Origin of the sequence: Gordonia bronchialis DSM 43247 (genome assembly GCF_000024785.1) — a bacterium.
GTDB lineage: Bacteria > Actinomycetota > Actinomycetes > Mycobacteriales > Mycobacteriaceae > Gordonia > Gordonia bronchialis.
In genome coordinates this window covers 724,031-747,797 of record NC_013441.1, presented here as the reverse complement: position 1 = coordinate 747,797, position 23,767 = coordinate 724,031, and the positions used below count along the sequence as shown (strand labels likewise).

20 protein-coding genes and 5 pseudogenes are annotated in these 23,767 nt (G+C 68.5%); 17 read left to right on the top strand and 8 right to left on the bottom strand.

Going from position 1 to position 23,767, the window contains the following annotated elements; genetic code table 11:
- Positions 1-34: 34 nt before the first annotated feature.
- On the top strand, positions 35-1,147 hold the full coding sequence (locus tag GBRO_RS03390) for an acyl-CoA dehydrogenase family protein (protein WP_012832598.1): 1,113 nt from the start codon (positions 35-37) through the stop codon (positions 1,145-1,147).
- Between the two features lie 341 nt (positions 1,148-1,488).
- Here GBRO_RS03390 and GBRO_RS03385 read toward each other — a convergent pair.
- Positions 1,489-2,612 (bottom strand): annotated as a pseudogene (locus GBRO_RS03385) (LLM class flavin-dependent oxidoreductase).
- Positions 2,600-2,776, bottom strand: coding sequence for a hypothetical protein (locus GBRO_RS26220; RefSeq protein WP_012832596.1), 177 nt, complete (start codon positions 2,774-2,776; stop codon positions 2,600-2,602). The pseudogene GBRO_RS03385 and the gene GBRO_RS26220 overlap by 13 nt, the downstream one beginning before the upstream one ends.
- A 164-nt stretch (positions 2,777-2,940) precedes the next feature.
- Between GBRO_RS26220 and GBRO_RS03380 the strand changes: the two genes are divergently transcribed.
- Both GBRO_RS03380 and GBRO_RS03375 read left to right on the top strand, forming a co-directional pair.
- Positions 2,941-4,140, top strand: a complete 1,200-nt coding sequence (locus GBRO_RS03380) for an LLM class flavin-dependent oxidoreductase (protein WP_052298356.1) — start codon at positions 2,941-2,943, stop codon at positions 4,138-4,140.
- Positions 4,137-4,889 (top strand): annotated as a pseudogene (locus tag GBRO_RS03375) (LLM class flavin-dependent oxidoreductase); the annotation flags it as partial. The gene GBRO_RS03380 and the pseudogene GBRO_RS03375, both read left to right, overlap by 4 nt.
- A gap of 5 nt (positions 4,890-4,894) precedes the next feature.
- Here the strand turns inward: GBRO_RS03375 and GBRO_RS03370 are convergent.
- Positions 4,895-5,886, bottom strand: a pseudogene (locus tag GBRO_RS03370) (IS481 family transposase).
- 79 nt (positions 5,887-5,965) lie between these two features.
- Positions 5,966-6,361: a RidA family protein gene (locus GBRO_RS03365; protein WP_012832594.1), complete on the bottom strand. Its 396-nt coding sequence runs from the start codon at positions 6,359-6,361 to the stop codon at positions 5,966-5,968.
- Between the two features lie 124 nt (positions 6,362-6,485).
- Between GBRO_RS03365 and GBRO_RS03360 the strand changes: the two genes are divergently transcribed.
- From GBRO_RS03360 to GBRO_RS03345, 4 genes and pseudogenes are all read left to right on the top strand, one after another.
- Complete coding sequence (locus GBRO_RS03360; protein WP_012832593.1) at positions 6,486-7,451, top strand: helix-turn-helix transcriptional regulator; 966 nt, start codon at positions 6,486-6,488, stop codon at positions 7,449-7,451.
- A gap of 35 nt (positions 7,452-7,486) precedes the next feature.
- Positions 7,487-8,068, top strand: a pseudogene (locus GBRO_RS03355) (F420-dependent methylene-tetrahydromethanopterin reductase); the annotation flags it as partial.
- 37 nt (positions 8,069-8,105) lie between these two features.
- Positions 8,106-8,561 carry a DUF350 domain-containing protein gene (locus GBRO_RS03350; RefSeq protein WP_012832592.1) on the top strand — a complete coding sequence of 152 codons (456 nt, stop codon included), beginning with the start codon at positions 8,106-8,108 and terminating at the stop codon, positions 8,559-8,561.
- Between the two features lie 102 nt (positions 8,562-8,663).
- Positions 8,664-9,122 (top strand): SRPBCC family protein, encoded by a 459-nt coding sequence (locus tag GBRO_RS03345; RefSeq protein WP_012832591.1) that lies wholly within the window; start codon positions 8,664-8,666, stop codon positions 9,120-9,122.
- Positions 9,123-9,715: 593 nt separating this feature from the next.
- Here the strand turns inward: GBRO_RS03345 and GBRO_RS27660 are convergent.
- Together GBRO_RS27660 and GBRO_RS03335 are read right to left on the bottom strand one after the other, a co-directional pair.
- Positions 9,716-9,808, bottom strand: a pseudogene (locus tag GBRO_RS27660) (hypothetical protein); the annotation flags it as partial.
- Between the two features lie 109 nt (positions 9,809-9,917).
- On the bottom strand, positions 9,918-10,712 hold the full coding sequence (locus GBRO_RS03335) for an HAD-IIA family hydrolase (protein WP_012832590.1): 795 nt from the start codon (positions 10,710-10,712) through the stop codon (positions 9,918-9,920).
- A 77-nt stretch (positions 10,713-10,789) separates the two neighbouring features.
- On the opposite strand from GBRO_RS03335, the gene moeA reads away from it, so the two are divergent.
- The 4 genes from moeA to GBRO_RS03315 all read left to right on the top strand — a co-directional run bounded on the left by moeA (position 10,790) and on the right by GBRO_RS03315 (position 16,157).
- On the top strand, positions 10,790-12,010 hold the full coding sequence (gene moeA / locus GBRO_RS03330) for a molybdopterin molybdotransferase MoeA (RefSeq protein ID WP_012832589.1): 1,221 nt from the start codon (positions 10,790-10,792) through the stop codon (positions 12,008-12,010).
- Positions 12,011-12,136: 126 nt separating this feature from the next.
- Entirely contained in the window at positions 12,137-12,877 is a 741-nt protein-coding gene (locus GBRO_RS03325; protein WP_012832588.1) for a phosphatidylserine decarboxylase, read from the top strand.
- Between the two features lie 8 nt (positions 12,878-12,885).
- The gene (locus tag GBRO_RS03320) at positions 12,886-13,947 is read left to right on the top strand and encodes a CDP-alcohol phosphatidyltransferase family protein (RefSeq protein ID WP_052298213.1); all 1,062 of its coding nucleotides are present in this window, start codon (positions 12,886-12,888) and stop codon (positions 13,945-13,947) included.
- Complete coding sequence (locus GBRO_RS03315) at positions 13,944-16,157, top strand: AAA family ATPase (protein ID WP_012832586.1); 2,214 nt, start codon at positions 13,944-13,946, stop codon at positions 16,155-16,157. The genes GBRO_RS03320 and GBRO_RS03315 overlap by 4 nt, the downstream gene beginning before the upstream one ends.
- A gap of 8 nt (positions 16,158-16,165) precedes the next feature.
- Here the strand turns inward: GBRO_RS03315 and GBRO_RS03310 are convergent, their stop codons facing one another.
- Together GBRO_RS03310 and GBRO_RS03305 are read right to left on the bottom strand one after the other, a co-directional pair.
- Complete coding sequence (locus tag GBRO_RS03310) at positions 16,166-16,480, bottom strand: hypothetical protein (RefSeq protein WP_012832585.1); 315 nt, start codon at positions 16,478-16,480, stop codon at positions 16,166-16,168.
- Positions 16,481-16,718: 238 nt separating this feature from the next.
- On the bottom strand, positions 16,719-17,150 hold the full coding sequence (locus GBRO_RS03305; RefSeq protein WP_012832584.1) for a hypothetical protein: 432 nt from the start codon (positions 17,148-17,150) through the stop codon (positions 16,719-16,721).
- 74 nt (positions 17,151-17,224) lie between these two features.
- On the opposite strand from GBRO_RS03305, the gene GBRO_RS03300 reads away from it, so the two are divergent.
- Genes GBRO_RS03300 through mnhG form a run of 6 tightly spaced genes read left to right on the top strand, consistent with a single transcriptional unit; the run spans position 17,225 to position 23,714 of the window.
- Positions 17,225-20,140, top strand: a complete 2,916-nt coding sequence (locus tag GBRO_RS03300; protein WP_041919699.1) for a Na+/H+ antiporter subunit A — start codon at positions 17,225-17,227, stop codon at positions 20,138-20,140.
- A complete protein-coding gene (locus GBRO_RS03295; RefSeq protein ID WP_012832582.1) occupies positions 20,137-20,751 on the top strand; it encodes a Na(+)/H(+) antiporter subunit C in 615 nt (204 codons plus the stop codon). Before GBRO_RS03300 ends, GBRO_RS03295 begins: the two co-directional genes overlap by 4 nt.
- On the top strand, positions 20,748-22,364 hold the full coding sequence (locus GBRO_RS03290) for a Na+/H+ antiporter subunit D (RefSeq protein WP_012832581.1): 1,617 nt from the start codon (positions 20,748-20,750) through the stop codon (positions 22,362-22,364). The genes GBRO_RS03295 and GBRO_RS03290 overlap by 4 nt, the downstream gene beginning before the upstream one ends.
- The gene (locus GBRO_RS03285; protein WP_052298212.1) at positions 22,361-23,125 is read left to right on the top strand and encodes a Na+/H+ antiporter subunit E; all 765 of its coding nucleotides are present in this window, start codon (positions 22,361-22,363) and stop codon (positions 23,123-23,125) included. Before GBRO_RS03290 ends, GBRO_RS03285 begins: the two co-directional genes overlap by 4 nt.
- On the top strand, positions 23,122-23,385 hold the full coding sequence (locus GBRO_RS03280) for a monovalent cation/H+ antiporter complex subunit F (protein ID WP_012832579.1): 264 nt from the start codon (positions 23,122-23,124) through the stop codon (positions 23,383-23,385). The genes GBRO_RS03285 and GBRO_RS03280 overlap by 4 nt, the downstream gene beginning before the upstream one ends.
- On the top strand, positions 23,382-23,714 hold the full coding sequence (gene mnhG, locus GBRO_RS03275; RefSeq protein ID WP_012832578.1) for a monovalent cation/H(+) antiporter subunit G: 333 nt from the start codon (positions 23,382-23,384) through the stop codon (positions 23,712-23,714). The genes GBRO_RS03280 and mnhG overlap by 4 nt, the downstream gene beginning before the upstream one ends.
- Positions 23,715-23,767 lie beyond the last annotated feature (53 nt).

Below are 23,767 nucleotides of genomic sequence, written 5' to 3'. Positions count from 1 at the left end.
CTTTCCCTACCTTCAGACCATCGAGGAACCATTCATGGATTTCGAACTCTCCGACGAACAGACGATGTTGCGGGACACCGTCCGTGAGGTGCTGACCCGCACCTACGACGTGGAGACCCTGCGCAAGGTCACCGACAGCGAGCTCGGCTGGGACAAGGGGGTGTGGAAGTCGCTGGCCGACATCGGCATCCTCGGCCTCACCATCCCCGAGGAGGACGGCGGCATGGGTGCCGGACCCGTCGAGTTCGCCAGTGTCATGACCGAGCTCGGCCGTGCCAATGCCCCTGAGCCGTACCTGGATTCGGTGCTCGTTCCGAGCTCGCTGGTGGCCGCGACCGCCGACGGTGACACTCGCGCCGAGCTGCTCGGCGGCCTGGCCTCGGGCGAGCTGCTGATGGCCTTCGCGCACCTCGAGCCGGGCGATCGCTGGCCCGGTGCCAAGGTCGCCACCACCGCGTCCGGCGACACCATCTCCGGAACCAAAACCCTTGTCGGCCATGGTGACTGTGCAGACAAGCTGGTCGTGTCCGCCCGCACCGACGACGGCATCGGCCTGTACCTGGTGGACGCCGACGCCAGCGGTGTCACCCGCACCGCCTACCGCACCAGCGACCGTCGTCGGGGTGCGCAGTTCGAGTTCGCCGACGCCCCGGCCACGCGCCTCGGGAGCGGCGACGCCACGCAGGCCATCGCCGACGCCGAGGTCGGAATCCAGACCGCGCTGTGCGCCGAGGCCCTCGGCGCGATGGAACGGTCCCTCGACCTCACCGTCGAATATCTCAAGACGCGCAAGCAGTTCGGCGTCACCCTGGCGACCTTCCAGACACTCACCCAACGGGCCGCCGACATGTACGTGCTGCTCGAGCTCGCCCGCAGCATGAGTCTGTACGCGACCACCGCCTTGGCGTCGGGCATCTGCGATCCGGCGATCGCCTCCCGCGCCAAGCTGCAGATCTGCCGGTCCGGTCGCGGCATCGGTCAGGAGGCCGTCCAGATGCACGGCGGTATCGGCATGACCGCCGAATACCCGGTGGGCCACTACCTGAGCCGCCTGACCGCCATCTCACACACCCTCGGCGGAGCCGACGACCACGTAGCCGCCCTTGCCAATTCGGTGAGCGACTACGACATGGTGATGGTCGGCTGAGCTGTCCCGTCCTGCTGGTTGAGCCGGCACGGACGAGCGCAGCGAGCCCGAGCCGCACCCCCGCTGCTGGTTGAGCCGGCACGGGCGAGCGCAGCGAGCCCGCGCCGCACCCCCGCTGCTGGTTGAGCCGGCACGGGCGAGCGCAGCGAGCCCGCGCCGTGTCGAAACCATCCGCACGCCGACAATGTCCGCAACCACCGTCGTTGCGGACATTGTTGTCTCACCAGTGGTTTCGACACGCTCGGCTCGCTGGCGCTCGCCGTCGCGGCTCAACCAGCAGTTGGGGGTCGCGGCTCAACCAGCAGTGGCAGTGGGTCGCCGATCCAGCACGAGTGGCCGACTCAAGCCAGCCCCCACTCCTGCGCCAACAACCGGTGCGATCTTTTCCGGTCCTCGAAATCGTGTGTGACGCTGGTGATCGCGAGTTCGTTGGCGCCGGTGACGCGGGCCAGGGTGTCGAGGCGCTCGGCCACCGTCGACGGTGAGCCGACGAACTGGGTGCGGACGCGGTCGTCGACTACGGCGCGCTGGTCGTCGGACAGCGGTGGGGCGGTGGCGGGATCGAGGTAGTCACCCGCGCCGGCGCCGCTGCGGATGTCGTACACCCAGTGACCGTAGGTGGAGGCAAGGTGGCGGGCGGTCGAATCATCTTCGGCGACAACCACGTCGGCCGACACCACGACGTAGGGTTCGGCCAGCCGGTCCGACGGCCGGAACGATGTCCGGTAAACCTCGGTGGCCTCCAGCACGGTCGACGGACTGACGTGGTAGTTCGCGACAAACGGGAGCCCTTCGTGGCCGGCCACCTGCGCGCTCTGCCCTTTGCTGCTGCCGAAGATCCAGATCTCGACGTCGGCGCCCTCGCCCGGCACCGCGCGCAGCGCGACATCCTCAACTGCGAAATCACCACGTAGCAGGGCGATCACGTCGGAGACGGCGTCGGCGAAGTCGGGTTGGCGGGCACCGTCGAACTCCACGGCGCGGGTGGTCGCCGCCACCAGTGGTGAGGTCAGCAACTTCTCCCCCGGGAACGGTTCGGGGATGAGCAACCCGTCGACGACGCGTTCGGGTTCCCGCGGCCTCGACGGCGCCCCTGACGGCCCCAACAGCTCCGTTCGACGCTGCCCCGAACGGCCCAGCCCCAGGTCAAGTCGCCCGGGGTGGACGGCGTCGACGGTCCCGAAGGCCTCCACGATCGATGCCGCGGTGTGGTGGCCGGCCTGCACGGCGGCGCTGCCCACCCGGATGCGTCGGGTCGCCGCGGCCACCAGCGCGATCAGCGTCGTCGTCGACGAGCTGGCGACCGAGACAAAATGATGTTCGGCCAGCCAGAACCGTCGGTATCCGGCGGCCTCGGCCACCTGCGCGAGTTCGATGCTGCGACGCACCGATCCTGCGGGGTACTGCCCTCGGTCACCGGCGCGAGGTCCAGCACCGACAACGGGACCCGGCTCACCGCGGCCACTCGACGACAGTGCGATCGGCCGCTGCGTCGCAGTCGGATTCGGCGCAGACACACCGCGGTCCGTTGCACAGTGCGGTGGCATTCGCGGCCTCGGGCATCAGGCCCTCGACGCCGCGCAGCAGGTGGTGATGCTGGGCGTCGAGCACGCGACTCAACCACGACATGACAACACTCCCGGATAGACGTCGAAGTGCCAGGATCGACCTTGCCCGGACATCGCGCGAGGGTTGTGCCCAGCGTGATCGCATCCACTCCGACGGGGTCTGATCGACACCCCGGGCGCGTTATCCAGGTGAACCCGACCCACGAGATGGAGATTGTCGACCAGATGACGCGAAGCTCTCCCCTTGTCGCCGTCGGGCTGTCCGGCGCCGGCTGGCATCCGGCGGCCTGGCGAGAGCCGTCCGCGCGGCCGAAAGATCTGTTGACCGCCGGTTACTGGCGCGATGTCATCGGCACGGCCGCCGCCGCGGCACCGGTCCTGGTGACCATCGACGACGGTTTCGGCACCCACCCGGGTACCGTCGCCGATCCCGACGACGCACACGCGCACACCGACCGGGTCGCCGGCCGTCTCGACTCCGTACTGATCGCGGCGCGCGTCGCGCCGCAGGTCGGCGGCATCGGCATCCTGCCGACCGTGGTGGCCACCCACACCGAACCGTTTCATGCGGCCAAGGCCATCGCGACTCTCGACTTCGTCAGTCGCGGTCGGGCCGGAGCGCTGGTGGCCGTGGATGCAAGCGCCGACGGCGTCCGGCTCGTGGGTCGCCGATCCCCCGACGATCTGACGACCGAGTCGCTTTACGCCGAGGCCGGCGAGTATGCGGAGGTGCTGCGCCGGCTTTGGGACAGATGGGAGGACGACGCGGAGATCCGCGACGTCGACACCGGCCGGTTCGTCGATCGGGACAAATTGCACCACATCGACTTTCACGGCCGGTTCTTCTCGGTGCGCGGTCCGTCGATCACCCCGCGACCACCCCAGGGCCGGCCGGTGATCGCCGGCTCCGTCGACCTCGAGGGACCGGGAGCCGGGCCCGATCTCGAACACGACGCGACCGATTTCCTCGCCCGCTCCGCCGACCTCGCGTTCCTGTCCGCATCCGACGCGACGTCGATCACCGCGGCGTCGACGGCACTGCGCATCGCCGAGCAGGCGCCGCTCGTGTTCGCCGATGTCGTGGTCCACCTCGACCGCACCGCGACGCAGGCACACGACCGCCGTCAGCGTCTCGACGAACTCGCCGGTGTCGATCTCGGCTTCGGCACACAGGTATTCGCCGGGACGCCCACCGAACTCGGCGAACTGATCGGCGAACTGACCGCATCCGGCACCGGCATCGACGGTGTCCGCCTGCTGCCCGCAGCCATCCCGGATGACCTCGGGCACCTCGCAGAAGCGTTGTCGGCGCTCACCGTCGTCGCGCCTCGTGGCGACCTGCGCACGCGACTCGGCCTCCCCACTGCGGTCAACCGCTATGTCGCCCATCATGATTCCGTTCCCGCCGAGGCGGTCCCGTCATGACCAAACAGGTCCACCTCGCCGCGCACTTCCCCGGCGTCAACAACACCACGGTGTGGAGCGACCCGGCGGCGGGCAGCCACATCGAGTTCGATTCGTTCGTCCATTTCGCGCAGACCGCCGAACGTGGCCTGTTCGACTTCCTCTTCCTCGCCGAAGGTCTGCGGCTGCGTGATCACGGCGGCGAGATCTACGACCTCGACGTCGTCGGACGCCCGGACACGTTCACGGTGCTCGCCGCACTCGCCGCCGTCACCGAGCACCTCGGTCTGGCCGGCACCATCAACTCCACCTTCAACGAACCCTTCGAGGTGGCACGACAATTCGCGTCGCTGGATCACCTGTCCGACGGTCGCGCGGCGTGGAATGTGGTGACCTCGTGGGATGAGTTCACCGGTGAGAACTTCCGGCGCGGCGGCTATCTGCCCGAGGACCAGCGCTACGTTCGCGCGCGTCGATTCCTGGAAACTGCTCTGCAACTGTGGGATTCGTGGTCTGACGACGACGTCGCCGCCGACCGGACCACCGGCACATTCCTCGCCGACCCGGCTGCGGGCGCGTTTACCCGCAGCGACAAACAGTTCGACATCGCCGGCCGCTTCCCGGTTCCGCGCAGCCCGCAGGGACGCCCGGTCATCTTTCAGGCCGGCGACTCCGAGGAGGGCCGCGAGTTCGCCGCCGCCCACGCCGACGCGATCTTCTCCCGGCACTCCACGCTCGATGACGGTGTTGCGTTCTACGCCGACGTCAGGGCTGCCTAGCTGTACTGACCGGGGACGTTGGTCAACCGCGAGAAGGGCGGCTGGTTGCCGCAGGCCGTGTGCGGACGGTGCTGGTTGTACTGGTGAATCCAATCGGCGAGGGCATCGCGTCGTTCCTGCTCGCTGAAGTAACAGCGAGCGTAGGCCCACCCGTCAGCCATGGTGCGGTGGAAGCGCTCAACCTTGCCGTTGGTCTGAGGACGGTACGGGCGCGTCCGCTTCGGCGTGATCGACAAGGCCTCGCAGGTATTGCGCCACAGATGCGAGCGGTACGCGCCGCCGTTGTCCGATAACACGCGCTCGACGGTGACGCCGCGATTGGCGAACCAGTCGACTGCCCGGTGCAGGACGGCGACGGCGGTGGTGATGGCAGTTTCGTCGTCGTGGACCTCGGTGTACGCGACGCGGGAGTGGTCGTCGATGACGGTGTGCACGAACGCGTACCCCAGCTTGGGGTTGTGCCACTTATTGCGGGGCTTGTCCGGAGGGTGGCGGAGCGGTTCTTTTCGCCTTGGCGGCGGCCGACATAACGCCAGCCGCCTCCGTCGGGGATGTTCCCGAGCTTCTTCACATCCACGTGCACGAGCGACCCGGGGTAGTCATGCTCGTAACGGCGGACAACTTCGCCTGTGGCGCGGTCTACGTATGCGAGCCGGTTCAGCCGGGCGGTCGTGAGGATTCGATGCACGGTGGACGGCGCGATGCCGAGCCTGCTCGCAAGTTGGACCGGCCCTTCGCGAAGTCGCAGGCGCAGGCTCACGCACCGCTTCGTCGTCGCCTTGCGCGTCTTGTGCGGCGAGGTCTTCGGCCGCGAGGACCGGTCGTGCATCGATTCGCCATTTGCGTAGCGATCTGCCCACCGCTTCACTGTCGGCCAGGACACCTGGAAGCGAGCGGCGACCTCGCTGATCGGCCAGCCGTCATCTACGACCAGGCTAGCGACTTTGAAACGGTGACGGGGAGTCAGAGCGGCATTTGCGTGGGACATGGGACTCCTTAGGACTCTCGGACGGTCAGCAGGGTTACCCTGCTGACCGTCCGAGATGAGATTCAAAAAGGGGGAAACGTTATGCGACAGCGGTTCCTTCGAGCTCGACCATCTGGCCGGGGATCGCCAGGCGGGTGACGCCGAGCATCGTGGTAGTCGGGGCGACTCCTGCCGCCCCGAGCTTCCCGGCGAGCACGCCGTAATGCGGGAACATCGCGTCCACGTCGGTGGTGTAGACGTTGAGGCGGACCAGGTTCTCCATCGACATGCCGGCCTCGGCGAGCACGGCCTCGAGGTTCGCCACGGCCAACGCGAGCTGGGCCTCGACGTCCCCGTCATGCTCGGGCCGACCATCCTTGCTCATCGCTGTCTGTCCCGAGATGTACAGCGTCCTTGTCTCCCCTGAGATGACTTCGCCCTGGTTGAAGCCCATCTCCTGCGACCAAGTCACCGGATTTACTGCCGTGCGTTCCATCGCTGCTCCGTTCATTCGTTCCGCAGCGCCCGGCCGCCCTATGGCCGCCGTCCTCGACGCTGCGCTACTAGCCTCCCAACGAATCACGACACCTTGTGTCGTGTATTCTGGTAAAGATGGATGCATGCGAGCAGACCGACTGGTCTCGCTGGTGCTCCTGCTGCGGCAGCGAGACCGAATAACCGCCGACCAGCTGGCCAGTGCGCTCGAAGTGTCCACGCGCACCGTGCTGCGCGACATCGACGCCCTCTCGACTGCGGGCGTCCCGGTTTACGCCGACCGCGGTCGATACGGTGGCTATTCACTCCTTCCCGGCTTCCGCACCGAACTGACCGGGCTGAACCATGACGAGGCACTCGCGCTGCTCACCGCCGGATCATCCCGCGGCGAGAAGGTCTTCGGCCTCAGCGCACCGCTAGCCTCGGCGATGCGAAAGGTCGTCGACGCGCTGCCCGAGGGGCACCAGGTGAGTCTTGGCGATGCGGCCAAACGGTTCCTCGTGGAGCCGGAGACCGACCTTCTCTCTCGCCGTGCCCCCACCGAAGACCTGGCCGACGGCGTCATGAGCGAGGTCCGAGCCGCGGTGCTCACCGGCCGCCGGCTGCGATTCAACTACGCGGCACCTGGCAAAGCACCGAGTCGTCGAACCGTCGATCCGATTGGACTGGTCACCGTCCGCGGGCGCACTTACCTGCTGGCGACGAGGTCCGGAGACGATCGGACTTACCGTCTGTCTCGGATGCTCAGGGCCGAAGCGCTCCCCGAACCAGCGCAACGCCCCGCGCAGGTCGACCTCGACCGCATCTGGGCCGAGCGCACCGCACAGTTCCTCTCCGAGAACCACATCCCCGTCGTCGTCCGCATCAAGACCTCACGTCGTGAGGAACTGCTGGAGAATGCCAGTGCTGTCCGTGCCGAGGAACCGGAGCCGGATGATTGGATCCGCCTCGACGTGACCTTCGAAGACCTGCGCCATGCGGTGTGGGCAGTGTGGCGGCTTGATACGGACGCCGAAGTACTAGCGCCAGATTCCGTCCGCGATGCCATGTACGTGCGTGCCGAAGCATTGACGGCACGCTATCGATCCTGACGATCCGTACCGACTAACGTGTCCGGTCAGAACACCTAGCCGCGCACGGCCGATCGCGGGACGACCTGCTCATCCTGCCCGCGGCGACCTTTGTGCTCGGCGACACCGACGCCGAGGCCGCCGAGATCGCGCATGATGTCCGGCTCGCGCAGGTGAGCCCGCAGACCGCGATCGTCTTCCTCGAACAGCTCTGGAATCGTGATCTCTCCGGCCACGACCCGGACGGCCCCCTTCCCGACGTCGACCCCGTCGCCGGGGAGAACACGGTGAGCAAGGGCCGCGCCAGCGTCCGCATCCACCGTGATCCGCGTGCCGTCGCCGCGCAGTGGCGTCAACTCGCCACTGCCAAGGGATTGTCGAGCCGCGAGCTGATCATCGAGGTGACCGGGCGGCAGACCTTCGTCGGGTCGCCGCGCACCGTCGCCACCGAGATCAACCGGCTCGTACAGGCCGACGCGAGCGACGGTTTCATCCTGGTCCCGCACATCACGCCCGGTGGGCTCGACCGCTTCGTCGACGACGTGGTGCCGGTCCTGCAGGAACTCGGCGTCTATCGCGACGCCTATCCCGGACGAACTCTGCGGGAGAACCTCGGACTCGGTGTCGCGGTCGGATAACCACTCCGATCGCCACGAGCATGGATAGGGTTCTCCCATGGACATGCTGCGCGACAACCTCGCCCACGCCGCCGCGTTCAGCATCGCGGGAATCGTCCTGCTCGCCGTCGGCTTCCTGGCTCTCGATCTGGTGACCCCCGGCCGGTTGCGGCAGCTGGTGTGGCTCGACCACAACCGGAACGCGACCATCCTGGCCGGCTCGATGGTGATCGGCCTGTCGTTCGTGCTGGTCTGCTCGGTCATCGACACCGCGGGCCTGGTGCTCTGGCGCGCGGTGCTCTACACCGCCATTTACGCGGTCCTGACGATCGCGGTGATGATGTGGTCGTTCGTGTTCATCGACTGGCTCACCCCGGGCAAGCTGGGCACCCTGCTGCTCGACGACGCGGAGTCGGGCCGGCACTCCGCCGACGATGCGCATCCCGCCGGCTGGATCAGCGCCGCGGTCTTCGTCGGCGTCGGAGCGATCATCGGCGTCACGCTCATCGTCTGACCCCGGACCCTTATTGACGGTCAGACAGTAGCGCCATAGGGTGAGCGCCGATGTGGTCGGCGACACGTGCCGACCCGAGTGCACACCCAATGAGGGGGAAACATGGCTGCCGAGTTGATCGAGGATTCCATCGACGTCGATGCGACACCGGAGAAGGTGTGGGCGGTGATCTCCGACCTCAAGCGCATGGGCGAGTGGAGCCCGCAGTGCAAGAAGATGATCATCCGCGGCGGCAAGGTGGATCTGGACACCAAGACCATCAACATCAATCGTCGTGGACCGCTGGTGTGGCCGACCACGGCCAAGGTGGTGCGGTTCGAGCCGAACAAGCGCATCGGCTGGCGCGTCACCGAGAACCGGACCGTCTGGAGCTACGAGATCACCCCCGCCGAGAAGGGCGTCACGGTCACCGAGCGTCGCGAGGCGCCCGGCGGCAAGACGTCGACGGTGTCGGCGTTCCTCGTCGACAAGGTCTTCGGTGGCAACGACTCCTTCGAGGAAGAACTGAAGGTTGGCATGGCCGAGTCGCTGGGCAAGATCAAGAAGGCCGCCGAGGCCTGAGTCGCCTGAACGTTGTAGTAGAAGGTCATAGCCGAGGCACGGGTACCCGGCCACCCAACCGTCGATCCCGTGAGCTTCGAAGATGGCGACGGCTTCGCGCTCAGCCGCCGACCGAGCACCTGATCCGAGAGCTTCGATGATGCGACCCACCGCCGCGGCGTCTTCACACTTGCGGCGGCGCTGATACGCCGCAGCGAGGCCATCCACCGTGACGAGCTCTCGGAGCACCGCGTTGTCGACGATCGAGAGCCCCATTCGACACCGGCCTCGAGGACCGACAGCGGCACCGACGTGACCGCGAGTCCGCGATGCATGGTCTGGTCCTCGGCGTCGAGGCGACGGTGGCGAACGCGCGTTCCGGGAACGTCACGACGATGATCCCCCACCGGCATCGTCACGGTGATCTGCGACGGGAACCGGTCGTCGGCCTCCCACCACCACGCGGCGGCCGCACCGCTGAGGACTGCCCGCTGTCCTACGCGCAGTGTCGTCATCCGGACGCGCGTACGGCCGGTGAGCGGGTGCGCCGACATCCGATGCACCCCGCGTCCGACAGTAATGAGTTCGCCGGATACGACGAGCCGCCGGATCGTCGCCCGGTCGACACCGAGGCTCCGCGCGTCGGCCGCGGTGATCACGCCGTCGAGTTCGAGCGCGTGGTCACGCAACCTGAATGGGATCGGCATGTCTACTTGGACGCGCCCACGGTCCGAGCGGTTCCCCTTCTGACGTTGTAGTAGAAGGTCACTCGTGGGATGACCTTCTACTACAACGTCGCCAACCGCGTCGTGCCGGCTACGCGAGCTTGTCCAGCAACGTCGGCAGATCGGCGACCGAGTCGATGACGTGATCGGGAACCGGCCCGAACTCGTCACGCTGCAGCGCCCGCAACGCCTCCTCGCGGAATTTGCCGGTCCGGACCAGGACCCCGATCAGCGCCGACGCCTGGGCGCCCAGGACGTCGTTGTGCATGTCGTCGCCGACCATCACCACCTGCGTCGGCTCCATCTGCATCAGGTCGACGGCGGCCCGGAACCCCAGCGGCGACGGCTTGCCGATCGCCTTGATCTTGCGGCCCACCGCCTTCTCGAGACCTTCGAGGTAGACGCCGGTGTCGATCTTGAGTCCGTCGGCCGTCGACCACGTCATCGACCGGTGCATGGCGATGGCCGGGACGCCGTCGAGCATCAGCTCGAGAACCTTGGACAACGCGTCGTGGGTGAACACCGGGCCGGCCCCGCCAAGCACGATGACCTGCGCCGACGACGGGTCGTCGGTGAGTTCGACACCCACCATGTCTTCGGCGATCGGACCCTGGTTGAGCACCCACACCCGTTTGTCGGGGAAGGTCGACGACACGTATTCGGCGGTGAGGGCGGCTGCGGTGAGGATCTCGGAGGCGTCGACGTCGAAGCCGCAGTCGCCGAGCAGCTGCGCGATCTCGCCACGTGACCGCGACGTGGTGTTGGTGAGGAACATGCGCGGGACGGCGCGATCGGCGAGTTCGGCGAGGGCATCGACGGCGCCGGGCAGCGCTTTCCACGAGGTGACCATCACCCCGTCGATGTCGAGCAGCACGCCCAAGGCCATGGCACGAATGTAGTGCGACGATCCGCGGACCGCAGCACAGCGTGTGGGCCGAACCCTATGGGTGGCATGCTGAGCGCATGCGATCGGTGCCCGACCATCAAGCCGCCGTGGCGGCCCTGTTCCCCGCCCCCGAAGCCGTCCGCGTACCCACGGCGACCGCGTTGGGTCTGGTCACCGTCGACGACGTCGACGCTCCCATCTCCCTGCCCGGCTTCGACAATTCGGCGATGGACGGATACGCGGTCCGCGCAGCCGAGGTCGCCGGCGCGTCCGCCGAGCGTCCGGTGGCGCTGCCGGTCGCCCACGACATCCCGGCCGGGCGCACCGACCGACTGACGCTGGCACCCGGTACCGCGCACCGCATCATGACCGGGGCGCCGCTACCCGACGGCGCCGACGCCGTGGTACCCGTCGAACTGACCGACGGTTCGGTCACGACGGTGTCCATCACCGCCGCCGTCGAGCCGGGCAAACACATCCGCCGTGCCGGCTCCGACATCACCCGCGGCGAGCAGGCGCTGCCCGCGGGCATCACCATCGGGCCACCGCAGATCGGTTTGCTCGCGGCCCTCGGCATCGCCGAGGTCCTCGTCGCGCGGCGGCTGCGCGTCGTCGTGCTGTCCACCGGCTCCGAATTGGTCACGGCCGGAACAGAACTCGAGTACGGGCAGATCTACGAGTCCAATGGCGCGATGCTGACCGCGGCGGTGACGGCCGCCGGGGCGATGGCGCGGCATCTGCATTTCGTGCCCGACGACGTCGACGACTTCCTCGCCCGCCTCGACGAGGTCGCCGACGACGCGGACCTCATCATCACCTCCGGCGGCGTGAGCGCCGGAGCGTACGAGGTGGTCAAGGACGCGCTGAGCCGCAACCCGAGCGTCGAATTCGTCAAGGTCGCCATGCAGCCGGGGATGCCGCAGGGCTGCGGCCGGATTCCGACGCCGAGTGGCGGGAGCATCCCGATCATCACCCTGCCCGGTAACCCGGTCAGCGCGCTGGTGTCCTTCGAGGTGTTCATCCGGCCGCCGCTGCGCGCGGCGATGGGGATGCCGCCGCATCGGCCACGCCTGACCGCGCGGCTCGGCGCGGATGTGCGCTCCCCGAACGGCAAACGACAGTTCCTGCGCGGGGTCCTGCGCACCGGCGAGGACGGGCTGGTGATCGACCCGATCGGTCCGCCCGCGTCGCATCATCTGCGGTATCTGGCCGCGGCCGACGCGCTGATCGACATCCCCGCCGACGTCGTCGAACTCGCCGTGGGCGATGGTGTCGACGTACTGGCACTCGACGATTGATCGTCGGGGTTGCCGGATGGTCCGCCGGGCGAGCCATCGGGCAACCACTAAGCTGTTGGCGTGCCGGCCATGCCCGGCGTGGCGTCTCATTCCGCACGTGGCGGAGCGCCCGAGCAGGAGGTTGACGTGGCCAGACGTCCGCGACCGGACGACGTGACCAGCGACGGGACTCCCGCAAACCCGATTGCCCACGTGCTCGACCTCGCCCGCGAGACCATCCCGCCGATCCATCGGGCCGGCATCCCGTTTGTCGCCGGTCCCGCAGCCGTCGCACTGCTGGGCCGCAAACACCGCTGGATCGCGCGCCCCGCGCTGCTCGCCGCCGGTGCGTGCGCCGCCTTCTTCCGTCACCCCTCGCGGGTTCCGCCGACCGGCGCCGGGATCGTTGTGGCCCCCGCCGACGGCACGATTGCGCTGGTCGACGAGGCCGTCCCACCTGCCGAGGCCGACCTCGGCACCGACCCGCTGCCACGTGTGTCGACGTTCCTGTCCATCTTCGACGTGCACGTGCAACGGGCACCGATCGCGGGCACCGTCACCTCGGTCACCCACACCCCGGGCACCTTCGTCTCGGCCGATCTGCCGGCGGCGAGTTCGGAGAACGAGCGCACCACGATGACGCTGCGCTGCGCCGACGCCGTGGGCGGCGAGACCGAGATCGCCGTCGTCCAGATCGCCGGGCTGATCGCGCGGCGCATCGTGTGTGAACCGGGTGTCGGCGACCAGGTCGGAATCGGCGACACCTATGGGCTCATCCGCTTCGGTTCCCGCGTCGACGTCTACTTCCCGAAGGGCACCCGATTGCAGGTCGCCGTCGGACAGCGGGCTGTCGGCGGCGAGACCACGCTCGCGATCCTGGAGGGGTGAGCGGGGCGATGATCACCCCCAAGCCGGACCGCGTGAAACCGGACAGCACCGCCCGCTCGGCGCGCATCCCGACGAGCCGTTCGGCCCGGCGTACCACCCGGTCGACTGCCGCGACGACACCCGCGGAACGCAACCGCCTGCGACGACAGGCCGCGGCCGGCCGGATGTTCGTGCCGTCGGCGCTCACCATCCTGGCCATCTGCGCCGGCCTGACCGCGATGCGCGCGGCCACCACCGGCGCCGTCGACGTGGCGATGGGACTCGTCGTCGCGGCCGCACTCCTCGACGGCATCGACGGCCGGGTGGCCCGAATGATGGGTGCCACCACCAGGATCGGCGCGGAGATCGACTCGCTGGCCGACGCGATCAACTTCGGCGTGGTGCCCGCGATGATCGTCTACTTCCACCTGATGAACGGCCAGGACCTCGGCTGGACGCTGGCCCTGATCTACTGCTGCGCCATCGTGCTGCGACTGGCCCGATTCAACACCCTGCTCGACGACGACGACGCTCCCGCCTACACCCGCGACTTCTTCGTCGGCGTCCCGGCGCCCGCCGCGGCGATCTGCGCGCTGCTGCCCATCGGCCTGAGCCAGCAGTTCGGCGACGGCTGGTGGACCTCCCTGCCCGCGGTCGGCGGGTGGCTCGTGATCGTCGCGTTCCTGGCGGTCAGCCGCATCCCCACCGCATCCCTCAAGGCGGCCTCGGTGCCGCCGCGCGCGCTGGCCGCAGTGTTGATCGTGGTGGCCATCGGCGCGGCCCTGCTGCTGACCTTCCCGTATGTGCTGATGATGATCGCCATCGCCGGCTATGCCGTGCACATCCCGTTCGCCTGGCGGTCGCGACGCTGGGTGGCCTCGCGCCCCGAGTTCTGGGACGACCGGCCCGCCGAGCGGCGGGCCCAACGCCGCGCCATCCGCGCGGTGACGGGCGGCCGTCGGCGCCGGCCCACGCTGAAGAAGTCACAGGCCCGGCTGGGATTGAACCGGCCCGCGGGCACCACGGCGGCCGGACGCACCGGTACCGCGCAGGCAACCGATCACCCCGCCGACGACGGACCCACTGCATGAGCGCCGGTTTGACGCTGACCGCCCGGCTCAACCCGTCGGCCGCCGACGCCCGCCGCGGCCTGGTGCGAGTGCACCCCGAGGCGCTCACCGCGCTCGGGTTGCGCGAATGGGATGCCGTGTCGATCACCGGTGCGCGGGTCACCGCCGCGGTCATCGCCGCCGCCGACGCGTCGACGCCGGCCGGACTCGTCCTGCTCGACGATCTCACCTTCTCCAACGCCGGGGTGAAAGAGGATGCGCCCGTTGTTCTTTCGCGGGTCATCGTGCAGGGTGCGAGCCGCGTCGTGGTGACCGGCTCGGTCCTGGCGTCGGGATCGGTGGACGAGGCGACGCTGCGCCGGGCGCTGCTGGGCAAGGTGGTGTCGGTGGGTGACGCGGTGTCGCTGTTGCCCCGGGACCTGGGTCCCGAACTCGCGGCCACCGAGGCCACCCGGTCGCTGGCCCGCTCAGTCGGCATCACATGGACCAACGAGCTGCTGACGGTGTCGGCGACCGATCCGTCGTCGCCGGTCAGCGTGCAACCCAACACCGCTGTGCTGTGGGCCGACGGCGGACCCGCCGCCGCGGGTGGCGCTCCCACGATCCCCGGCGGGCTCGGCATCGTGCCGGCCACCACCCCCGCCCCGGCGCCGTCGAATCAGGACCGCCGCCCGGTGCGCCCGGTGTCCGAGCTGGTCGGCGTCGACACCCAGATCGCCAAACTCACCGAATGGCTGGCGATCACCCTCGACGAGCCGGAGGTCCTGCGCACGCTGGGTGCCGCACCGCGACTGGGCGTGCTGATCTCGGGTCCCGCGGGAGCCGGCAAGGCCACCCTGGTGCGGTCGGTGTGTGCCGAGCGGAACCTCGTCGTCGTCGACGGCCCGACCACCGGCGCAATGGAATCCAACGCCCGTCTGAAAGCCGTGGCCGACGCCGTGGCCCGCCTCGGACCGGGCGGCGGCGTGCTGCTGATCACCGACGTCGACGCCCTGCTGCCCGGTGAACCCGAACCGGTGGCCACCCTGATCCTGGATGCGTTGCGCTCGGCCATCGCCGACGGCACCGTCGCGCTTGTGGGTACCACCGCCGAACCTGCCCGGCTCGATGCGCGCCTTCGGGACCCGGACCTGTGCGACCGCGAACTCATCGTCGGGCTCCCCGACGCCGCGACCCGCGCCCGGCTGCTCTCGGCGATCCTCAAGGGCGTGCCCACGGAAGGCGATCTCGACCTCGCCGCGGTCGCCGCTCGTGCGCCCGGATTCGTCGCCGGTGACCTGGCCGCGCTGACCCGCGAGGCCGCTCTGCGCGCGGCCGCCCGGGCGAGTTCCGACAAGACCGCTCCCGCGCTGCGCACCGACGACCTGCTCGGGGCGCTCGAAGTGATCCGGCCGGTGTCGCGCGGGGATTCACCCGAAATCGCGCTCGGCTCCATCACGTTGGACGACGTGGGCGACATGGTCGAGACCAAACAGGCGCTCACCGAGGCGGTGCTGTGGCCGCTGCAGCATCCGGACACGTTCGCGCGGCTCGGCGTCGACCCACCGCGCGGGGTGCTGCTGTTCGGTCCGCCCGGCTGCGGAAAGACGTTCGTGGTGCGGGCGCTCGCCGCGTCGGGCCGGTTGTCGGTGCACACCGTGAAGGGTGCCGAGCTCATGGACAAGTGGGTCGGCGCGTCGGAGAAGGCGGTCCGCGACCTGTTCGCCCGCGCGCGGGAATCGGCACCGTCGCTGATCTTCCTCGACGAGGTGGATGCTCTCGCGCCCCGGCGCGGCCAGTCCACCGACTCCGGGGTCGCCGACCGGGTGGTCGCGTCGCTGCTGACCGAACTCGACGGCGTCGAGCCGCTGCAGGATGTGGTGGTGCTCGGCGCGACCAACCGTCCCGACCTCATCGACCCCGCGCTGCTGCGGCCGGGCCGGCTGGAACGACTCGTCTTCGTGCCGCCGCCAGACGCCGCCGCGCGCGGTGACATCCTGCGCGCGACCGGCAAGAGCGTCCCGCTCGACGGCGTCGACCTCGACGAACTGGCCGCCGACCTCGAGGGCTATTCGGCCGCCGACTGCTCGGCGCTGCTGCGGGAGGCGGCGTTGTCGGCGATGCGACGCGACATCAACACCGCGGCGGTCACCGCGGCCGACGTCGCCGAGGCCCGGTCCCGGGTCCGCCCGTCGCTGGACGCCGCGCAGGTGGAGAACCTGCGTGCCTACGCCCAGCGTCGGGTGGAGTAGAGCGGGACTCAGGCGGCCGGCGCCGGAGTCGTCTGCTGACCCGTCTGGCCATTCATCCCGGGCGGCATCTGGCCCTGCGGACCCATCTGTCCGTTCATGCCACCCGGCCCGCCCATGCCGTTCCTGCCGTTTGGCATCTGACCGTTCATCCCGCCGGGCATCTGACCGTTCATCCCGCCCGGTCCGCCCCGCATCTGGTTGGTGGTGCTCGACGACGAATCGCCGACGATGTACCCGGCCCCGAAGCCGAGCAGTCCGCCGAGCACGGCGATACCGACGCCGCCGGCGATGATCGCGTTCTTGACCTTCGGGGCCAGCGTCACACCGCCGCGGTCGTCGACGGGCGGCGTCGTCGGGGTGGGTTCGGTGCTGGGTTCAGCGCTTGGTTCGGGCAGGGTCTGCGGTGCCGGCGGAATCGCTGGATTCGGTCATCGGTGATCTCACTTTCGTCGCGCGCACCCCGGGTGCGCTGAATGTGAGACCACAGTGCCGACGGGCGCTTTGCCCGGACTGCCGGGCGCCTGACAATCGGCTGTGAGAGCAGCCCTCGAACGGGCCGGCTCAGCCCGCCTTGGTCACCTGGTAGATCACCGACGACGTCCCGGCCGCCGCCTGGGTCGACGTGCCGGCAGTCACCACGTAGCGCGCGCCGTCCTTGTCCGTGGACAGGGTCACCGCGATCTGCCCGCCTTCGGAGTTGCGTGACATCTCGGTGTACCCGACGTCGGTGAGCTTTTTGACCGCGGCGTCGAGCTGGTTGCCGCCGTTGGCCGGACCCTGCACGATGATCGTCCAGCCAGGTTTTTCGGTGCCCGACGCGCTGAGCACCGTGCCGTCTATCAGCGGCACCTCGCTTCTGGGGAAGTCACCGGGCAGCGGCACCCCGTTCGGGGCCGATTCCTCGGCGGTCCCACAGCCCCCGACGACCCCGACCGCGAACGTGACCGCGGCCACTGTCAGCGCGCAACGCATGAGCCACCCGAACCTGAACATGAGAGCAACGGTAAGCTAGGTCGCGCGGGCAGTCGTCCGTGACACCCCGCCGGTGGAGAAGACGGAGTGCCCTTTTGATTTCTGTGTTGGCTGCGTTGGCAGTGTGCGCTGTCCTCGCGCCAGCAGTGATCCATGCCGTGGGCACCAAGGGTTTCTACATCCTCGCGCTCGCCCCGGCCGGCGCCCTGGTCTGGGTGATCGCCGAGTGGCCGGACGGGAATCCCGCCGACGCGCGGACCGAGACCGTGGCGTGGGTTCCGAGTCTGCACATGGACATCGTGACCCGGTTCGACACCCTGGCCGCGATCATGTCGGTGCTGATCCTCGGGGTCGGCGCTCTCGTGCTCTGCTACTGCGCGCACTACTTCGACGAGGCACGCCCACGGGTGGCGGTCTTCGGCGGCGAGATGATCGCCTTCGCCGCCGCCATGTTCGGTCTCGTCGTCTCCGACAACATGCTCGTGCTCTACGTCTTCTGGGAACTCACGACCGTCCTGTCATTCATGCTCGTCGGCTTCTACGCGGTGCGCACCACGTCGCGGCGCGCCGCCACCCAGGCACTGTTGGTCACCACCCTCGGCGGTCTGGCCATGCTGGTCGGGATCATCGTGCTGGGCGAGCGCTGCGGCACCTATCTGCTCTCGGAGATCCTCGCGAACCCGCCCGCAGCAGGCACCTACATCGAAATCGCGATCGTGCTGCTGCTGATCGGTGCGCTGAGCAAGTCGGCCATCGTGCCGTTCCACTTCTGGCTGCCGGGCGCGATGGCCGCCCCCACCCCGGTCAGCGCATATCTGCACGCCGCCGCGATGGTCAAGGCCGGCATCTACCTGATCGCCCGGCTCGCCCCGGCCTTCGCGACGACGCTGAGCTGGCATGTCGCCGTCGTCGTCCTCGGCTCGATCACCATGGTGCTCGGTGGCTGGCGCTCCCTGCGCGAACTCGATCTCAAACTCGTCCTCGCCTTCGGCACCGTGTCCCAGCTCGGTTTCATGGCCGTCCTCGTCGGCATCGGCGACGCCAACGTGGCGATGGCCGGGCTCACCATGCTGGTGGCGCACGCCATGTTCAAGGCGTCGTTGTTCATGGTCGTCGGCATCATCGACCACTCCACCGGTACCCGCGACATCCGCAAACTCGCCCGGCTGGGGCATCGGCTCCCCGCCCTCGCACTCGTCGCCGCCATCGCCGGCGCCAGTATGGCCGGAATCCCGTTCACCTTCGGATTCGTCGGCAAGGAGACCGCCTTCGGGTCGGTTTGGGCCACCGGTGCGTTCTCGTCGTGGCAGGCCGAGGTGGTTGACATCGTGCTGCTCGTCGGCTCGATCATCACTTTCGCCTACACCTGCCGCTTCCTGTGGGGCGCCTTCGGGCGCAAGGTTCGCAGCACGCCGAGCCCGGCGGTGGCCAAGATGCATCCGCCGTCGGCGATGTTCTTCTTCTCGCCGGTGGTCCTCGCGATCGGCGGGATCGTCGCCGCGCTCGCCAGCCCGCAGATCGGCAACCTCTTCGAGCCCTACGCCGAGACCCTCCCCGACTACGGCCATCACCTCGAACACCTCGCCATGTGGCACGGCTTCGGGCTGCCGGTGGTGTTCTCCATCATCGTGATCGTCGCCGGTGCCGGGGTGTTTCTGCTGGCCCGCCGGATGCGCGAGCAACTCTTCCGCTACCGGCCGCTGCTCAACGCCGACCGCATCTACGATTCGACGCTGCGCACCGCCGACACGCTCTCGCTGATGCTGACCCGCAACACCCAGCGCGGTTCGCTGCCCATCACCCAGGGCGTCATCCTGACCACCTCCATCCTGGTGCCGGTCGCCGTCCTGTTCTGGGGTGGCCGCAACCAGCTCGACCTCGATGGCGGCTCACCGTCGCAGTACGTGATCGGTGGCATCATGATCGCCTCCGCGCTGGTGGCCACGGTGCTGCGCAACCGCCTGGCGGGCGCGCTCATCGTCGGCGTCACCGGGTACGGCTGCGGCATGCTGTTCGCGCTGTATGGTGCACCCGACCTCGCGCTCACCCAGTTCCTGGTCGAAACGCTGACGCTGGTCATCTTCGTGCTGGTGCTGCGCAAGTTGCCCGCCGAGCCCGAGCCGCGGCACTCCACCGGCTTCAAACCGCTGCGCGCCCTGATCGGTGTCGCCTTCGGCATCATGCTGGTCACCATCGGCTTGTTCGCCGCGGCCGCCCGCTCCGAGACACCACTGCACATCGACATCCCGGCCGCCGCCTACGAGTTCGGGCACGGCGCCAACGCGGTCAACGTGCTGCTCGTCGACATCCGCGCCTGGGACACCCTCGGAGAGGTCTCGGTGCTGATCGTCGCCGCCACCGGCGTCGCGTCGATGGTGTTCCGCAACCGCCGCTTCGGAGCGGTCCCGCGGGTCGCCGACGCCGCCCGCCTGCAGGATGGAATGAACGGCAACGGCAGAGATGATGACGAGGACGACGATCCGATCCCACCGGACCGCACCACCTGGCTGCTGGGCAGCGGTTTCCGCGATCCGCGGCACCGGTCGATGGTGCTCGAGGCCACCACGCGGCTGATCTTCCCGACGATGGTGGTGTTGTCGGTGTACTTCTTCTACGCCGGGCACAACGCACCGGGTGGTGGGTTCGCGGGCGGACTCACGATGGGACTCGCGCTGGTGCTGCGCTACCTGGCCGGCGGCCGCTACGAACTCGGCGAGGCCCTGCCCGTCGAACCGGGCCGCATCCTGGGCGCGGGCCTGGCGATCTCGGCGACCACCGCGGTGGTGTCGCTGTTCCTCGGCGCACCGGCGTTGTCGTCGGCGGTGTTCACCGTGCACCTCCCCGTTCTCGGCGACATCAAGTTCGTGACCGCCCTGTTCTTCGACCTCGGTATCTATCTGATCGTGATCGGGCTGGTCCTCGACGTGCTGCGCAGCCTCGGGGCGCGCCTCGACGTGGAGACCACCGCCGGCACCAATCAGCCACTCAACGATCAGCGGGTGGGCCGATGAGCGTCAATCTCTTCCTGCTGATCGTCGTCGGCGCGATGGCCGCATGCGGCGCCTACCTGCTGATGGAACGCAGCCTGGTGCGGATGCTGCTGGGACTTCTGCTGTGCGGCAACGCGATCAACCTGATGATCATCGTCGTGTCCGGCGGGATGGGGAATCCCCCGATCATGGGCCGATCGTCGGACAATCGCGCCACCGACGCCGACCCGCTCGCGCAGGCCATGGTGCTCACCGCCATCGTCATCACGATGGGTGTGGCGGCGTTCGTGCTGGCGCTGGTGTACCGCCTGTTTGTCCTCAACCGCGACGACGACGACCTCGAAGACGACACCGAGGACGTCAAGATCCTCTCCGGCTCGCTGGACACCGCGCCCGACCGTGACCGCACCGACGACCCGCTGACGCTGGCCGACACCTCCGCCGGCGACCTCTACGACGACGAGGGCAACCCGCTGACCGCAGAAGAAGCTGCCGCGCGGCACGAGCTGCTGCTGGAAACAGACCTCATGCCGACCGATTCCGACGACGTCATCGACGAGGACACCCCCGGTGACGACGACGATGACGCCGCGGCCACCACCGCCGGAACCGATTCCGGGGGTGAGCGATGACCCCCCAGCAATCGTGGCTGCCGGTACTGATCACGCTGCCCACGCTCGTCCCGATGCTCGCCGCGGCGCTCACCCTGCTGCGCGGTCGCAGTCCCCGTTTCCAGCGCGCGATCGCGACCGGCGCCATCGGCGTCGCGTTCATCGCGTCGTGCCTGATGCTGTACCTGACCAACCGGTACGGCACCTGGTCACTGACCATCGGCGGCTGGGGCGACAAGGGTTTCGGCAACGGCCCGCTCGGCATCACGCTGGTGGTCGATCAACTCGCCGCGCTGATGCTGGTGGTGGCCGTCGGCGTGCTGCTGTGCGTCGTCGTCTACGCGATCGGCCAGGGTATCCGCGACGGCACCACCCATCAGCCTGTGTCGATCTTTCTGCCGTCGTATCTCATCCTCACCGCGGGCGTGTGCAACGCCTTCCTCGCCGGCGACCTGTTCAACCTCTACGTGTCCTTCGAGGTACTGCTCGCGGCCAGCTTCGTGCTGCTCACGCTCGGGGCCAGCGCCGAACGTGTCCGCGCGGGTGCGTCGTACGTGATGGTCTCGATGGTGTCGTCGCTGATCTTCCTCTCCGGCATCGCCTTCGCCTATGCGACGACGGGCACGCTGAACCTGGCGGAGATGGCCCTGCGCCTCGATGACGTCCCCGACGGCACCCGCAACGCGCTGTATGCGGTGCTGCTGGTGGCCTTCGGCATCAAGGCGGCGGTGTTCCCGCTGTCGGCGTGGTTGCCCGACTCCTATCCGACGGCCCCGGCCCCGGTCACCGCGGTGTTCGCCGGCTTGCTGACCAAGGTCGGTGTGTACGCGATCATCCGTGCGCACACGCTGCTGTTCCCCGGCGGATCGATGGACGACATGCTGCTCATCGCCGGCTTGCTCACCATGCTGATCGGCATCTTCGGCGCGATCGCCCAGTCCGACATCAAACGATTGTTGTCGTTCACCCTGGTCAGCCACATCGGCTACATGGTGTTCGGTATCGCGTTGTCCTCGGAGCTGGGGATGTCGGCGGCCATCTACTACGTCGCCCATCACATCCTGGTGCAGACCACCCTGTTCCTGGTGGTGGGTCTGATCGAGCGGCAGGCCGGTTCCGCGTCGTTGCGGCGGCTCGGCGGGCTCATCGCCAGCCCGGTGCTGGCCGCCCTGTTCCTGATACCGGCGCTGAATCTGGGTGGCATCCCACCGTTCTCGGGCTTCATCGGCAAGGTGGCACTGCTGGAGGCGGGTGCCCAGAACGGGTCGGTGCTGGCCTGGTTCCTGGTCGCGGGTTCGGTGGTGACCAGCCTGCTCACGCTGTACGTGGTGGCGCGCATCTGGACCAAAGGCTTCTGGCGCCCGCGCGCCGACGCCCCCGAAGGCGACATGGCCGACCGCGGCCCCTCGGCACTGATCGACGAGAGTTCCGACATCGCCTTCGACGACCGCGCCGACGTGGGCCGCATGCCGGTCGCGATGGTGGTCCCCACAGCCATCATGGTGGCGGCCGGCCTGGTGCTGACGCTGTGGGCCGGACCGATCATCGACTTCACCGATCGCGCCGCCACCGACCTCGTCAATCGCACCGTCTACATCGACGCCGTGCTGGGTGAAGGGAGTGGGTCACGGTGAGCCCCATCGGACGAGCACCGGTGGTCTCCACCAAGGGACCCGTGCGCTCCTTCATCATCAACGTGTGGCGGGTGTCGCTGCTGTTCATCTTCTGGCACTTCGTCGGTGCGCTCGTGTGGATTCGCGGGCACGTGCGGCTGCCCGCCTGGCTGGGCACCGACAGCCGCGAGGTGGCGGTCCGGCTGTGGACCATCGCGTGGCTGACGTTCGTGTGGGTTCTGTTGTGGGGCACCGTTTCCTGGGCCAACGTGCTCGGCGGCCTGGTGCTGGCCGTGGCGATCCTCACGCTGCTGCCGCTGCCGCGGGTACCTGTCGAGGGGCGAATTCACCCGCTCACACTGTTGCGTCTGGTGCTCCGGCTCATCTTCGACTTCATCGTGTCCAGCGCCCAGGTGGGATGGATGGCGATCCGGCCGGGGCGTCCGCCGCTCGGCGCGGTCATCCGGATGCGCGTGGCGATCAAATCCGACATGGTTCTCACCCTGGCCGTCGACTACCTGAACCTGGTGCCCGGCACCATGGTGCTCGAGATCGACCACCGTCGGCGCATGCTCTACATCCACGTCTTCGACGTGCGGTCGGAGAAGAAGGTCCGCGCCTTCTACGCCCAGGTCGCCTACGTGGAGCGCATGTTCATCAAAGCCTTCGAGCGGGACAGCGAGTGGCATCCGAGCCCGTACCACGGCATCGACGACGATTATCACGGCGTCAAGGCGAGCGAACGGGAGCGGGTCATGAGTCGCGAACGGGGCCGGTCATGAGTGTCGTGTGGTCGCTCGTCGCCGCGATGTTGCTGATCTCGGCGGTGCTGACGACGATCCGCATCCTGCGCGGCCCCACCACGCTGGACCGTCTCGTCGCGCTCGACGTGCTGATCGCGCTGTGCATGTGCGGGCTCGGCCTGTGGGCCGCCTACAGCCGGGATTCGACGGTGGTTCCGGCCATCGTCGCCCTCTCGCTGCTGAGCTTCACCGGTTCGGTGGCCATCGCCCGTTTCCGAGTCCGGGACGACCAGACATGATCCTCGACATCATCAGTGCCGCTCTGCTGCTGCTCGGCGGGGTCATGGCGCTGACCGCAGCTATCGGCATCGTCCGCTTCCCGGACACGCTGAGCCGCATGCACGCGGCGACCAAACCGCAGACCTTCGGCTTGCTGCTGGTGCTGCTCGGCGCGATGCTGCGGCTCGGCGACAACGTGGACGTAGGCATGCTCATCCTGGCCGGTCTGTTCGCGCTGATGACCGCCCCGGTGGTGGCCCATCGCATCGGCCGGCTCGTCTACCAGGAGCAGCGCGCCCGGGACGGGTTGATGGATCGTGCGGACATGGAGGCCGGGGATCACGACTGATGCGTTCATCGTGCGCCCAAATGCGTCGACCGGCCAGGCAGACTCGTTCATCG